Genomic DNA, 14,660 nt, shown 5'->3' on the forward strand with positions numbered 1-14,660 from the left:
TAGGACAGGCATACGCCAGATTTGGTTAGCTGTTAAGGTGTTTGATTTTTTATAATTATAGTTTTGTTTTTAAAGTATTTATTTCTTATTCTGATAAATCTGTAATTTCTAAACAATTTCAATAATTGATATATTTTTGAGCAACATTTTTTTAGTTATCTTTTTTGCCCAAATTGTAAATATTTTATCAGGCTTATATTTCTAATAAATTAAACTTTAGATTTATAGCCATATTTATTAATGTTTCATTTTTTCTATTTCAGGCTTTAAAGCAATAATTTCTTGTTCTGATAAAGCAGTAAATTTACAAATGGTTTCAAGAGGCATATTTTCAAGTAGCATAAGTTTTGCTGTATTACGCTTTTCGTTAAGAGCACCTTCAGCAATGCCTTCTATTTTACCAATATGCAAAATATCTTGTCCTGCTCTGGTATCTAATAAATTAAAGTGCATCATTTGATTTGCATAATCTCCTCATGACTGAATTGTCTAAATCTATCCAGTAAAAATAAGCTTAACACATTTAAAGCATCTTGTTGCTTATCACTAGCATAGACTTGTTTGAGGGTGCTTGTCCAGTCTTGAATTTCTTGTTTTAATTCTTGCTTATCTATTTGTTTTGGCTGCGCAAATGGAGCTAATACAACCAATTGTGGATCAATGCTTAATAATTATTCTAAGTTATAATCAGTTAATACTATTTCTTGAATCTCTAAATGTAACTCAGGTGCAACGTGATTTAGTGGTAACGCTACTCGCTGACATTCCGCATCTGTGTAAATAATCGCGGTTTGAACTCGCTTCTCATAATGTCCAACTACACATAATTGCATCAATTCTAGCAAAACACGATGGCGGATAAATTTATCTTTATAACCCTGAAACTCAATTAAAATCCGCCCCAGATCATTTTCAAAAAATGGAATCCCTTGAATATCTGGCTCTGAACGTTTTTCTTTTAAAACAGTCGCATCAAAATGATAATTATCAACTTGCTCAGGCGGAAAGTTCAATAATTTTAAAATACTACCACCATTGAATTTCATCAACAAGTAAAACGGATGATCTGTACCTAAATGGGTTTTATCAGTCATTTTGTTTTAGTCACTTGCTCACTAGTACGCCCATAACGTCGCTCACGTTTTGCATAAGAATCTAATGCTAGTCGAAATTTTTTCTCATCAAAATCAGGCCATAAAGTATCTGTAAAATACATCTCAGTATAAGCCAATTGCCACAACAAAAAATTACTAATCCGGGTTTCACCACCTGTACGAATAAATAAATCAGGTTCAGGCAAGCCCTGTGTACTTACATGTTGACTAATCAAGTCTTCATTAACATTACTAGCTGATAATTCGCCCCGTTCAATTTTTTGGCTAATCAGCTGTACCGCATGAGAAATATCCCAACGACCACCATAATTAGCAGCAACGGTTAATTTAATCCCTGTATTGTCTCGCGTCATTTGCTCAGCTTCTTCCATATAAAGCTGTAACTCAGCAGGGAACACCGTTTTATCACCAATGACCCGTAACTGAGCATTATTTTTATGTAATTCTTGCACTTCACTTTTGACTGCTGCTAAAAACAATTTAAACAGCATACCGACTTCATCTTTCGGTCGTCGGCTATTTTCGCTACTAAATGCGAATAAAGTCAATGCTTCAATGCCCTGCTCTGCGCTATAACGGACAATACGTTTGACGGTGTCTAAGCCGACTTTATGTCCAGCAATGCGCGGTAAAAAACGTTTTTTTGCCCAGCGTCCATTACCATCTAAAATAATCGCAACATGACGCGGGATTTGAGAATCACTCATTGGATGCTTATAACAGTTGACTATAAATCATTAACAGCGAGCGTATCAACAACTCACTATCACCACTTAAACTTCCATTAACTCAGCTTCTTTTTCTTTCAACACATCATCCACTTTAGCAATGAATGTATTGGTTAGCTTTTGAACGCTCTCTTCTCCACGACGTTCATCATCTTCAGAAATGTCTTTTTCTTTTAATAATTTTTTGAATTCATGATTAGCATCACGGCGAATATTACGTATTGCAACTTTGGCATTTTCTGCTTCATTACGCACAATTTTAACTAAATCACGGCGACGTTCTTCTGTCATTGGAGGCAATGGGATACGCAGCATATTGCCAACATTGGTAGGATTTAAACCTAAATCAGAATTTAAAATCGCTTTGTCTACTGTTGCTAACATGGCTTTTTCGAAGGGTGTCACACCTAAAGTTCTTGAGTCTAATATGGTGACACTGGCTGCTTGAGCAATAGGGACTTCTGAGCCGTAATAATCAACTTTGATATGATCTAATAAGCTGGTATGTGCACGACCTGTACGGATTTTGACGAATTCATGTTTAAGACTTTCAACACTTTTGCCCATGCGCTCTTTGGCATCGTCTTGTACCATTTGCATCATTTCACTCATTATGCTTTTGCCTCTTTTTGATTTTATGATGAAGGACTGGCCGTCCTCACGTTATTTTCTAGGTCTATATCTATTTTTAAAAATTTAGGATTGCCAGTCCTAATGGTTACGAATGGATTAATGTGCCTTCATTTTGCCCCATCACAGCACGTAATAACGCACCTGATTTGCTCATATTTAATACTTGCAATGGCATGTTGTGTTCACGGCACAAAACCACAGCCGTCATATCCATAACACCTAATTGACGTGTAATAGTTTCATCATAGCTCAGTGTTGTAAACTTGTTTGCATTGGGATTTTTAACAGGATCAGCATCATAAACACCATCAACTTTGGTGGCTTTAATCATCAAATCTGCTTTAATTTCAATCGCACGCAAACTGGCAGCAGAATCAGTAGTAAATAATGGATTACCTGTGCCCGCGACAAAAATCACGACTTTGCTTGCTTCTAAATGCTGAATTGCTTGACGACTGGAATAATGCTCACAAACCCCATCAATGCGTAATGCTGACATCACTCGTGCATCAACATCAATTTTTTTAAGCGCATCTTGCAACGCCAGACCGTTCATGACCGTTGCTAACATGCCCATTTGATCGCCAGTCACACGTTCGATGCCACTGGCTGATAAATCCACGCCCCGAAAAATATTACCACCACCCACAACTAAACCCACTTGCACATTTTGTTGTACGATGTCTTTCACCGCTTGTGCTGTTTGGCCTAGAATTTCAGCATTAATCCCAAAACGATCATCGCCCATTAAGGCTTCGCCACTGAGTTTAAGTAAAACACGCTGATGTGGAGTAGTAGTTGACATGAATTAGCTTCCTTGTACTTGTTTCATCACTTCTTCAGCAAAGTTTTCAGATTTTTTCTCAATCCCTTCGCCTACTTCAAAACGTACAAAACTTTTTACTGTCGCGCCATTGGCTTTTAATAATTTTTCAACAGTTTGGTCTGGGTCTTTAACAAATGGTTGACCGACTAAAGTAATTTCACCTAAGAATTTTTTGATCCGCCCACCGACCATTTTTTCGATAATTTCAGGTGGTTTGCCACTGTCTTCGGCTTGAGCAATTAAAATTGCTTTTTCTTTTTCAACGATGTCACTGGGGACTTCATCTGCATTAGTGAATTGTGGACGGCTCGCTGCAACATGCATTGCTACGTCTCTGGCTAATTCTTCGTTGCCACCTTCCATATCAACTAAAACGCCGATACGACTACCATGTAAATAAACACCTAATTGTGCACTTTCCATCAATGAAAACCGACGTACTGAGACATTCTCACCGATTTTAGCAATTAAGTCTTTGCGTGTTTCTTCAACTATTTTGCCGTTACCGTAGTCAGTCGATAATAAGGCATCTAAATCAGCAGGCTGTGCTTCCAATGCTTTTGCAACAACACCATTACAGAAGTCTTTAAAATCATCCGCTTTAGAAACAAAATCTGTTTCACTATTAATTTCTACAATAGCGGCTTTATTACCATCTGCTTGTACAACAATTAAGCCTTCCGCAGCAACACGGCCCGCTTTTTTCTCAGCTTTGGCTTGACCCGCTTTACGCATGGTTTCAATGGCTGCTTCGATGTCGCCATCTGTTTCAACTAAGGCTTTTTTGCATTCCATCATGCCAGCCCCAGTGCGCTCACGTAATTCTTTAACTAAAGCGGCTGTAATCGCCATTGTGTTTAACCTCTTTAAAATACTTAATAAATTCGGTGTTTTTTAATTAATATAAAGACTGGCTGTCTTAAAGTTGATCTAAGAATTATAAATCTAGTTACCATGCTTTGCGTGGTGTCAGCCTAGATGCTCTGCATCATCATTTATTCTGTCAAGATATGGAGTATCTAAAACCACATTCCAACGGAAAGACCGTCAGAATGAGTTTAACAAATATCTTATGCAGTCGCTTCAGCAGGTTTGTCTGCAACTGGTTCAGCGGCTTCTGTTGCTTCAACAACAGGTGCTGCTGGAGCTGCTTCTACAACTGCTGGTGTTACTTCAACAGGTGCTGGAGCCGCTTCTACAACTGCTGGCGTTACCTCAGCAGGTACTGGAGCTGCTTCTACAACTGCTGGTGTTACTTCAACAGGTGCTGGAGCCGCTTCTACAACTGCTTCAGGCTCAGGTTTTGCGTCAACGTCTGGCATGATTTCCATAGTGGCTTCTTTAGCTTCGATAATCGTATCCGAAATACCTTTAGCATATAAGCTAATTGCACGAATTGCATCATCATTACCAGGGATAACATAGTCAACATTGTTAGGACTGTTATTTGTATCCACTACACCAATCACAGGGATGCCTAATTTTTTAGCTTCGCTGACCGCAATTTTTTCATGACCAACGTCGATGATAAATAATGCATCAGGTAAGCCACTCATGTCTTTAATACCGCCTAAGCTGCGTTCTAACTTATCTAATTCACGAGTAAGTGATAACGCTTCTTTTTTGGTCAATTGGTCAAATGTACCATCTTCAGTCATCGCTTCTAAATCTTTCAAACGTTTGATAGACGAACGAACGGTTTTATAGTTGGTTAACATACCACCTAACCAACGACGGTTAACATAAGGCATTCCACAGCGAGCTGCTTCTGCTTTTACTACTTCTTGCGCTGCACGTTTAGTACCCACAAACAAAATTTTGCCTTTTTTAGAGGCTAATTTACCAATGACGTTTACCGCATCAAGATAGAGTGGTAATGTTTCTTCAAGGTTAATAATATGAATTTTGTTGCGTTCCCCGAAAATATAAGGACGCATTTGAGGATTCCAAAAACGAGTTTGGTGTCCAAAGTGAACACCAGCTTCTAACATTTGGCGCATTGACATATCAGCCATAAAAATCTCCTAAAATAGGGTTTTATACCTCCATGTATCCCATATATTGACTCGGACGAGCACCCTAATATATGTGACGATACATGTGTGTATTTAAAGCGTTTGCTTTATATCATAAGTCATGCTGTGATGACAATGATTGATAGCAAATTAAAACCGTTTATTATAACGGATTTTTATAGGTGCTACAGCACTTATTTGAAATTACTTATAGAATATTATTCAAGAGTATTGAAATTTAGGCAGGAAAGCGGGATGAGTTCTTGAGTTGAAACTTTTTATGAACCGTCTTGAGCTTCTTAGTTTAAATACTGAAAATCTTATCAAAGATAATCCATAATGACTTCATAATTCATGACGATATAAACCTATATCCTTTTTCAATACGATTACCCTGATTAATAGAGTAGAAAAAGGCTGATAGGAAAAAGCCAAGTTGCTCATACTTAGCTTTTTCCTATCAGGATATGAGTTGGCTTTTTATGGAATTAATAATTTTTGGCCTGGAAATACCGTATAAGGTGTACCAATACCATTCCAAATAGCCAATTCATGGGTTGTTACATCATACTTTTTAGCAATACTGGATAAAGTCTCACTGTTTGCCACAATATGATAGCTTGGAGATTTCACTGCTAATGGAGTAGGTGTTGCAGGGCTCGTAATACGGCTACTTGATAATAAGCTGTAATTACTGCTATTTGTACTGCTACTTGATGGCGATGTATAAGTATTATTATAAGCATTGCCAGTATAGTAGGAGGACTGAGACGCTAAACCACTATTTGACGATACAATTAAACGCTGCCCAACAGATAGTGAAGAAGGTGATAGGCCACCATTCCATGCCTGCAATTGTTGAACTGTTACACCATATTGTTTAGAAATCCGATATAAATTATCACCTGCTTGTACGACATGATATTGAGTGCTTGTTGTACTTGGTGTCGTTGTGCCTGCATTATTGCTGCCACGACCAATAGATAATTTTTGACCAACACTCAAAGCAGGATACGGAGGATATAAACCATTGCCACTAGCCAACTGATCTACACTTATGCCATAGCGACGTGAAATATTATATAAAGTATCACCACGTTGAACTGTATGGTAACTAGAACCACCGCTTGGCACTGCTGCTACAGGAGCGGACGAACTGCCAGCACTGACGACTAAACGCTGCCCAACAGATAATGAAGAAGGTGACAGTCCACCATTCCATGCCTGTAATTGTTGAACGGTAACACCATATTTTTTAGAAATCCGATATAAATTATCACCTGCTTGTACGACATGATAGCTTGCTCCAATCGGCGTATTCACAACAGGCGTTGTTATAACAGGAGGAGGGTTATCATAACCAAAATCAGGTGTTGTCGGTGTATTGTCAATGGGATAAGTGACAACAGGCGATGTGCTTGATGTTGGTGAACCAGACACGGCTAAACGTTGTCCAATTCTTAAATCATTTGGATTTATACTCGGATTCCAACGCAATAAATCATTCGTAGTCACGCCATAAGCTAAACCAATTCGGTATAAATTTTCACCTGTTTGAACATAATGATAAGTCGTTGTGTCATAGCTAGGATTATTAGGCACAGTTGTCGTTGGTGTATCTACAACAACAGGGTCTGTATAAGGCGGTGGCGTATAAGGTTGCTCAGGCTGGGTCGGCGTCGGCGGATAGGTTGGATAAGTTGCAACAGGATCAGTCGCCGTCGGAACATCTTCCTTTTTGGCATAGGGGTCTAGGGCACAGCCTTGCAAATAAACAAGCACGATTAAGCCAATCAATGTGCGTAGTTTTGTGGGATGAGCAAACATACGGCTTTAAACTCCAAATAGGGGAATATTCAAATAAAATTCACAAAAACTAACGGCTATTCTTGCATAAAGAAGTCTTGCAAATCAACTGATGTATTAAGGGAATCTCAATTTTAGTAATCCATTTTGTATTGATTTCTCAATTCAGGCCGTACATTATTAACGAACCTATCAATTTTTATTGTAAGAGAATAATTGTGCTACAACCTAGATTGATTTTATTTCCACAACAACACATAGATAATACAACAGATTTTATTAGCTTGCTCACTGAAGCCCAATTAATTAGCGGTAAATTTGATTTTAAACAACACATCCATTATTTAGTTGGGCAGCAATTTTTTCAGCATATTATGTTTTTGGGTTGTTCGCCTTTTATTCAAACTGAATTACCTGAAGACGTGAATGATATGAATTTTTGTCATATTGAAATAACTTCATCACAGTCCGAAACCCAATTTTTTCATGCTCAGCAAATGAGGCCACCACGTTGCCCACACTGTAAAAATCAAATATCTCATTGGCGCATTATCATTAAACAATGGCAACAAGATAAATCTTGCGATTCGTATACTTGTCCAGAATGCCAACAAATAGTCAATATCACTGAATTGAATTGGCGTAATAAAGCAGGTTTTGGCCGTGAAATGATTAGTATTTGGGGTGTTTTTGAGGGTGAAGCGATTCCAAATGACACATTTTTATCTCAGCTTAAACAATGGACGGGTGTTAATTGGCAATATTGTCATGCAACAGGCGATCATTATTAGAAGTTAATAATAACTTTATATTTAGTTCACTAAATTGCTATGTTAAAATACGAGCAACTATTTTGATTTTACTAAAGAAAAAATATTTTGAGTATAAATATAGCAATCCAAACCCCTGTTACTACAGACTTTGAACTTTCGCCAGTAGATAACCAACGCTTAGCTAATTTATGTGGACAATTTGATGAGCACTTACAGCAGTTAGAACAACGATTTCAGGTTGTCATTAGTAACCGTGGTCATCAGTTTCGGGTTGAAGGTACAGAACAAGCGGTGAATGACGTTGTTACACTGTTAAATCAACTGTATAAAGCAACCAATGAAGAACAGCTAAGCCCAGAACGAATTCATTTATTTTCCCAGCCCGCCAATGTTGAAACGGCGGCACGAGAAGAGCTAGAAAAATTAAGTCGAAAAACACGTGCTGAACCTGAAGGAGCTGAAGTTATTTTACGTACTCGACGTGGCACAATTAAAGGCCGTGGAGAAAATCAGCGTAAATATTTAAATCGCATTATGCGTCATGACGTTAATTTTGGGATTGGGGTTGCAGGTAGTGGTAAAACCTATTTGGCCGTAGCCTGTGCTGTAGAGGCTTTAGAATTAGAACGAGTAAAACGAATTGTTTTGGTCAGACCTGCTGTTGAAGCAGGTGAAAGTTTAGGGTTTTTACCGGGTGATTTAGCCCAGAAAGTCGATCCTTATTTAAGACCAATTTATGATGCTTTGTATGAAATGATGGGTTTTGAGCGTGTGGCGAAATTGATTGAACGTCAAGAGATTGAAATTGCGCCATTAGCTTATATGCGTGGCCGAACCTTGAATGACTCATTCATCATTTTGGACGAAGCACAAAATACCACGGTTGAACAAATGAAAATGTTTTTAACCCGGATTGGTTTTGGCTCAACTGCGGTGATTACAGGTGATATTACCCAAATTGATTTGCCACGACACACTAAGTCTGGTTTACGCCAAGTAATGGATATATTAAACGAAGTTGAAGGTATCAGCTTTACTTATTTTGCGGCTAAAGATGTGGTGCGCCACCCTATAGTCTCGCGCATTATTGGGGCTTATGAAATCGCCGAAGCTAAACAAGCTGCATTGGAAGATAAAACAAAGTCAAATTAATACAGGTTCAGATTGCAAATAGCTTGGTATACAAGTAGCATCCTTCTAATATACTAGTGCGTAATCAGAATTTAGGAGAGACTAATGAAAACATTCCAGCTTTTATGTGCTTTTATTTTATTGAGCCTGAGCTTTACCGTGAATGCAAATTGTAAATTTGATAAAACAGCAACCTATGCTCATTATCAGATACGGGTTTATACCGATGGTAATAGTTGCTCATTACAAACTTATCAAATGATTGTGCAAAGTAGAGGGCAAACTCTAAAAGTACTGGCAAAACAAAGTGAACCTGTTCAACAAATGTGGGTCACAGATTTAGACAACGATGGCTTGTTTGAAGTATTGATTTTTTCAGCATCTGTCGAAACAGGGGAATATGGAGAATTAGTATTACATGAATGGACAGGCAATGATTTTAACTCACGCTTCTTGCCAGTATTGAGTTCTGCCCAGCAACAAGGTTACCGGGGCTTTGATAAATATAATGTATATCAAAATCAATTAATCCATGAATTCCCTATTTACCAGCAAGGCGATAAAGATTGTTGCGCCTCAGGTGGTAAAAGACAATCTGTTTATCAATATCAAAACAATAGCATTAAACAAATTGCCTCAAACCTCATTAATTAAAACTAAACAATGTGACAGTTCTTAATTTGTAATATAGTCAATTTCGTTTTGGGTGTTAGGACTGGCAGTCCTGTATCATCTTAGAATAAAACGACTATATAGGGCTGTCAAATTAATATGTTAACGACAAGAAGCAGGTAAATATTGTTCTGGAATTGGATCAGATGTACCCTCTAAAGTACAAACCCAATCACGGCTCTCAAGCACATAAACCAGCCTAATTTGTTTACCACCGATATTAGCGTTTTCTGGTTTCATGGTTGCCTCTACATAAAAACTTTCTTGGCTACTACCTTTGTAATCAAAATTAATAGGTCCTCCTGACTCTATGACACTGGTATAAAGCCCTGTAGTTTTTCCGCCAATACTTGCTATTGTAGGCCAAGTATTCCAAGTCAAATGATATTCAGCCATCGGCTGTCTAAGGCCGCTAAGCAATGTTAAAGGTTCTGATACCTTTGAACGGGTCATGTAATCACTATAAAGTGGTAGTCCAAAAGTTGCAATCACACCAATAATTCCAACGACAATCATTAATTCAACAATACTAAAACCACGCTGTTGCATGACTTTTCCTCCAAGATTTTAAAGTTTAAAACATGTTATATATTTTAGACTTTAGCAGAAGATATGCCACCCAAAAATTTAATGCTATTTATCAGCTTAATATGAGAAATCTGAAGCTGGATCAGTACATGGTTTTAATGTTGTTAGTTAGTCTAGTTGTGCCATCACATCTTCTGGAATATCTGCGTTAGAATAGACCTGCTGTGTATCATCTAATTCCTCTAACATATTCAATAAACGTAACATTTTTTCTGCACCACCCAAATCTAATACAGTGCTAGTTGCTGGCTTCATGGTGATTTCAGCTTGCTCGGAAATGAGTTCTGCTTTGTCTAAAGCTTGTTTAACACTATAAAAATCTTCTGGGGCTGTCAATATATCGAATGAACCATCCTCATTTTGCTCAATGTCTTCTGCACCTGCATCTAATGCCACTTCCATGACTGCATCTTCGTCAGCATCAGCATTGAAGCTTAATAAGCCTGCTTTACTAAATAAATAAGAAACTGAGCCATCAGTACCTAAATTACCACCTGATTTACTAAATGCATGGCGCACTTCCGCTACTGTACGGTTACGGTTATCGGTCATGCAATCAACCATCACGGCAACACCACCTGGTCCGTAGCCTTCATAGCGTACTTCCTCAAAGTTATCACCGTCTTGTGTGCCAGCACCACGCTTAACAGCACGCTCAATCGTGTCCTTGGTCATATTACTGCCAAGTGCTTTATCAATGGCAGCCCTTAAACGGGGATTTGCATCAGGGTCTTCTCCTCCCATACGCGCTGCTACGGTGATTTCACGAATCAACCGAGTAAATAATTTTCCGCGTTTCGCATCTTGAGCACTTTTGCGATGTTGAATATTAGCCCATTTACTATGTCCAGCCATAAGTCCATCTTTTAAATTAGAAAAGTTAAACACTATTCAAGTGACTCAATATTTAAATCACTCAAAATATAAATATTCAAAGATTTAAGCACTTGTACTACAAAAACAAAAGGCAACACGAAGTTGCCAAAAGATCATTCTAAAAGAGCATTCAATTATTATTCAAAAGGGTAACTAAAGTTAACCTCAAAGTGAATGCCATCATCTTGTAAATCATCGTCTTGTTGATCACCTACATTACGCAGTGCATGACCCCAGTATAAAATAGCATTGACCCGCTGACTTGGCATCCAACGCAAACCCAAACCTACGCTAGAAATATTGTCAGGTTTTGGTGTATCCGCATCCGCATTCCAAGCCCGTCCATAATCCAAAAATGGTGCGATTTGTAATATACCGTCATCAGTATCTTTACTAATACCTGGTACAGCTAATTTAGCAACAGGAATCCGCCACTCAATTGACGCGACTAAGCCATTATCACGTGTCATTTGGTTTTCACGATAGCCTCGGACTGTTGATGCACCACCTACTGAGAATTTTTCCAATGGTAATAAATCTTCATTTGCCCACTGCATATCAGCACGAATTAAAAGCTGTGTATCTTGGCTACCCAATGCAGCAATTCTTTGAACCCATTGAAATTGGCCTAACCAAGTGAAAAATTGACCATCTGGAGAACCATCAGTATTAATTGTGGCATCCCACGCATCGAACCCAAAATTAAAACTTGAGCGAGCGGCAATGACTCGGGTACGACTACGATCTAACCAGTCTTGTGAAAAACGTAATACAGAAATACGACTTTCACCATCTTGAACACCGGGTGAAAATGAGAATTTTTGTTCAAGCGGCGTGCCTTTAAACATATAGGTTGTACTACTACGACGCTCAAGTTTTAAGCCCAAATTCAATTCTTGATTAGGGGTTTTAATTAATGGCTGAGTAATACCGAGTGCATAGGTTTCAGCTTCACTTTCAATATTGAGTTGGTTAAAAGGTTCTGATACTACTTCTGCATCGCTACGTTCGGCACTAAACGCTAAGGTTGTTCCATAACGGCTACTGACAGGAATTGAATAATTTAAGCTATAATCTCTGAGGCCTTCAGTCAAACCAAGACGCAAGTAAATACTATCGCCTAAACCAAGTAAATTGCGATGCACTCCAAACACTTCACCACGATATGAGCCAACACTAGGAGAGCGATGATTGTTGAAACGAGCACCCAATTCCCAAGGCGTTGCTTCTGTTACATTCAATTTTAAAATGCCTTCACCTAGGCGAATACCCGGCCCTAATTCAGCATTGATTCGGCGGAATAATGGGTTTTGATGTAATAATTGCAAACGTTCCTGCAAGGTATTAATATTTAATACATCACCATCGTTACCACCCACACGGCCTTTAATATAGTTAGGATAAAGCCGACCTTCTTCACCATTATTTTTTAAATTAGTGATGTCTATGTCAATCAATTTGCCTTCAATAATTTCTAGCTCAATTTCACCATTTTCAACTTGCTGATCTGGGATAATTGCGCCTGAGTTGATGTAGCCCGCTTCAATATATTTACGAGTGATAATATTTTTAACCATCTGTAATTCTTCAGCAGAAATCTGACGATCTTGATAGTCTGTTACTAAATCAGATAAAAATTCACTACTGTATACGGTATTTCCTTTAAATTTAAACTTGCCTACATCTACTGTAGGTAGTGCGGACAACGGTGCTTTTCCACTTTCATATAAATCAGGTAAAGGTGGCAATGGGGGTAATATACTGGCTTTTGGCTCGGCAAACTCCGAGTTCAAGCGGTCTGAACCAGACGATAAATCACGCTCGATGGAGTTATTATCCACAGCCCCAACATTTAGAGATAAAATAGTTACCCCTAAAAAGATCAAACTGGATTGAATGAAGTGGTACACGGTTCGAGTTACCTCTTTTAGAATATTTAATGGCTTGCTTATTTTAATATTTAAATCAGACTATTTAGCCAATGATACCGATTTTCTGCGTTTTGTTCAAATGGTTGTGGTAGTGATAAATTATTGTATTTTGAACATTTCACATATCTGAAAAATGTTTATATTTTACAATTAATAAAGATTTGGAGGCATTATGCAAATTGTGGTCTTGGGCGTAGGCAATATTTTATTGACAGATGAGGGTATAGGGGTTCATACCGCCGAGTATTTAATGAAAAATTACGATCACCCCGATAATGTAACTATTTTGGATGGTGGCACAATGGGTATGGAGTTGTTAGGGCATATTATTGATATTGATTTATTGATTATATTGGATGCCGTTGCAAGTAACAAACCTGTGGGAACAGTAGTGACAATGGAAGATGATGAAATTCCAAAATTTTTTGCTTCTAAGCTGTCACCCCACCAAATTGGTATTGCTGATGTATTAGCTGCTGCGGATTTGATTGCAAAGTCACCGAATAAAATTTTATTATTTGGTGTTGTGCCTAAAAATTTAGAGTTGAGTACAGAATTAACTCCTATTGTCGCGGAAAAATTACCTATTTTGGTTGAACATGTCATTGAGGCTTTACAGCAAAATAATGTTGAGTTGAAGAAACTTGAGTCTACTATTTAAAAATGATCAACGCTCAATTTAGAGAGATATGTATTGGGCGTTGATAGTTAACCGCCATAGTAAGTTTTATTCTAAAATGATATCAGGACTGGCAGTCCTTAAGGTCTTAAAAATAATTGATATTTAAAGTTTTATAGGACTGCCAGTCCTAATACCCAAAACGAAATTGACTATAGCTTACCACCCAGGCATCCAGCTTGTCGCATTGTTCATCCGACCCATGACAGGTACGCCTGCCGCTGCCATATTATGGATATCAAACGCCATAATATCCATACGTTTTGACATGTTATCAATATCTGCCATCATTTTAGGTATTGCATAGCCAACATCTGCCAAATTATTAAAATCGTAGTCAATATTGGCAATATGATCCATTAAAGTCATATTTGCACCAAAATCAAGAATACTTTTAAGCTCATTGATTTTACTCTGTAAGTATTTTTGTTTGTCACTTCCTGCTGGAGCATGTGCAAGTTTATTCTCTAAATCATTGATTTTATCCTTAATATTTACACTCATAAACGCCAAATAATTTTCTGAGTGACCCAATATAGCTTGATACGCTTGTTTTGCCACTGGAGCTAGCTCTTTCCCAGCTTCAGCCATCATTTGCCCAAACATCGTCATTAGCATACTTTGAACTTGGTCACATGGCATTTGAGGAAGTTGCCCACAAGTTGGCATAAGAGTCCTTGGCTGTTGTTCATCAACCTCATTCGCATGAGCAACACTAAATAACTCTTGCTTCATAGGAATAACGAACATAATTGCTAGGACAAAAACACCAACTCCCATCCAACGTATCATACGTTCAAGTGAGTGGTGACGAGCTTCGTTTTTAGCTACAATATCAGTGAGTTGCTGAATAGTTGCTGCTTGTTGTTCTACAGTTTCTTGTAATG

16 protein-coding genes and 1 pseudogene are annotated in these 14,660 nt (G+C 38.0%); 4 read left to right on the forward strand and 13 right to left on the reverse strand.

Annotation, left to right across the window (positions count from 1 at the left end):
• Nucleotides 1-237: 237 nt before the first annotated feature.
• From ABXH34_RS13370 to ABXH34_RS13410, 9 genes and pseudogenes are all read right to left on the reverse strand, one after another.
• Nucleotides 238-456, reverse strand: coding sequence for a hypothetical protein (locus tag ABXH34_RS13370; protein ID WP_353572386.1), 219 nt, complete (start codon nt 454-456; stop codon nt 238-240).
• Complete coding sequence (locus tag ABXH34_RS13375; protein WP_353572387.1) at nt 453-650, reverse strand: hypothetical protein; 198 nt, start codon at nt 648-650, stop codon at nt 453-455. Before ABXH34_RS13375 ends, ABXH34_RS13370 begins: the two co-directional genes overlap by 4 nt.
• 21 nt (nt 651-671) lie before the next feature.
• Complete coding sequence (locus ABXH34_RS13380; RefSeq protein ID WP_353572388.1) at nt 672-1,094, reverse strand: DUF2887 domain-containing protein; 423 nt, start codon at nt 1,092-1,094, stop codon at nt 672-674.
• Entirely contained in the window at nt 1,091-1,822 is a 732-nt protein-coding gene (gene uppS, locus ABXH34_RS13385) for an undecaprenyl pyrophosphate synthase (protein WP_353572389.1), read from the reverse strand. The genes ABXH34_RS13380 and uppS overlap by 4 nt, the downstream gene beginning before the upstream one ends.
• Before the next feature lie 66 nt (nt 1,823-1,888).
• Entirely contained in the window at nt 1,889-2,446 is a 558-nt protein-coding gene (frr, locus tag ABXH34_RS13390) for a ribosome recycling factor (RefSeq protein ID WP_353572400.1), read from the reverse strand.
• Between the two features lie 115 nt (nt 2,447-2,561).
• A complete protein-coding gene (gene pyrH / locus ABXH34_RS13395) occupies nt 2,562-3,281 on the reverse strand; it encodes a UMP kinase (protein ID WP_353572390.1) in 720 nt (239 codons plus the stop codon).
• Nucleotides 3,282-3,284: 3 nt separating this feature from the next.
• Nucleotides 3,285-4,154, reverse strand: coding sequence for a translation elongation factor Ts (gene tsf, locus ABXH34_RS13400; RefSeq protein WP_353572391.1), 870 nt, complete (start codon nt 4,152-4,154; stop codon nt 3,285-3,287).
• Between the two features lie 488 nt (nt 4,155-4,642).
• A pseudogene (gene rpsB / locus ABXH34_RS13405) lies at nt 4,643-5,317 on the reverse strand (30S ribosomal protein S2); the annotation flags it as partial.
• Between the two features lie 480 nt (nt 5,318-5,797).
• The gene (locus tag ABXH34_RS13410; protein ID WP_353572392.1) at nt 5,798-7,144 is read right to left on the reverse strand and encodes a muramidase family protein; all 1,347 of its coding nucleotides are present in this window, start codon (nt 7,142-7,144) and stop codon (nt 5,798-5,800) included.
• A gap of 197 nt (nt 7,145-7,341) precedes the next feature.
• Here ABXH34_RS13410 and ABXH34_RS13415 point away from each other — a divergent pair, with 197 nt between their 5' ends.
• The 3 genes from ABXH34_RS13415 to ABXH34_RS13425 all read left to right on the forward strand — a co-directional run bounded on the left by ABXH34_RS13415 (nt 7,342) and on the right by ABXH34_RS13425 (nt 9,681).
• Nucleotides 7,342-7,914, forward strand: a complete 573-nt coding sequence (locus ABXH34_RS13415) for a hypothetical protein (RefSeq protein ID WP_353572393.1) — start codon at nt 7,342-7,344, stop codon at nt 7,912-7,914.
• Between the two features lie 93 nt (nt 7,915-8,007).
• Complete coding sequence (locus ABXH34_RS13420) at nt 8,008-9,048, forward strand: PhoH family protein (RefSeq protein WP_353572401.1); 1,041 nt, start codon at nt 8,008-8,010, stop codon at nt 9,046-9,048.
• Nucleotides 9,049-9,132: 84 nt separating this feature from the next.
• The gene (locus ABXH34_RS13425) at nt 9,133-9,681 is read left to right on the forward strand and encodes a hypothetical protein (RefSeq protein WP_353572394.1); all 549 of its coding nucleotides are present in this window, start codon (nt 9,133-9,135) and stop codon (nt 9,679-9,681) included.
• A 120-nt stretch (nt 9,682-9,801) separates the two neighbouring features.
• On the opposite strand, the gene ABXH34_RS13430 is transcribed toward ABXH34_RS13425, so the two are convergent.
• From ABXH34_RS13430 to ABXH34_RS13440, 3 genes are all read right to left on the reverse strand, one after another.
• Nucleotides 9,802-10,248, reverse strand: a complete 447-nt coding sequence (locus ABXH34_RS13430) for a pilin (RefSeq protein WP_353572395.1) — start codon at nt 10,246-10,248, stop codon at nt 9,802-9,804.
• Between the two features lie 147 nt (nt 10,249-10,395).
• The gene (locus ABXH34_RS13435; RefSeq protein WP_353572396.1) at nt 10,396-11,142 is read right to left on the reverse strand and encodes a YebC/PmpR family DNA-binding transcriptional regulator; all 747 of its coding nucleotides are present in this window, start codon (nt 11,140-11,142) and stop codon (nt 10,396-10,398) included.
• A 158-nt stretch (nt 11,143-11,300) separates the two neighbouring features.
• Nucleotides 11,301-13,073, reverse strand: a complete 1,773-nt coding sequence (locus tag ABXH34_RS13440) for a ShlB/FhaC/HecB family hemolysin secretion/activation protein (protein ID WP_353572397.1) — start codon at nt 13,071-13,073, stop codon at nt 11,301-11,303.
• 193 nt (nt 13,074-13,266) lie between these two features.
• Between ABXH34_RS13440 and ABXH34_RS13445 the strand changes: the two genes are divergently transcribed.
• Nucleotides 13,267-13,755 (forward strand): HyaD/HybD family hydrogenase maturation endopeptidase, encoded by a 489-nt coding sequence (locus ABXH34_RS13445; RefSeq protein ID WP_353572398.1) that lies wholly within the window; start codon nt 13,267-13,269, stop codon nt 13,753-13,755.
• A gap of 177 nt (nt 13,756-13,932) precedes the next feature.
• Here ABXH34_RS13445 and ABXH34_RS13450 read toward each other — a convergent pair.
• Nucleotides 13,933-14,660 (reverse strand): hypothetical protein (locus tag ABXH34_RS13450; protein WP_353572399.1); only part of this gene is annotated, 728 nt, incomplete at its 5' end.

The sequence above is a fragment of the Candidatus Albibeggiatoa sp. nov. BB20 genome, assembly GCA_016744725.1.
In the GTDB taxonomy this organism is placed as follows: domain Bacteria; phylum Pseudomonadota; class Gammaproteobacteria; order Beggiatoales; family Beggiatoaceae; genus Albibeggiatoa.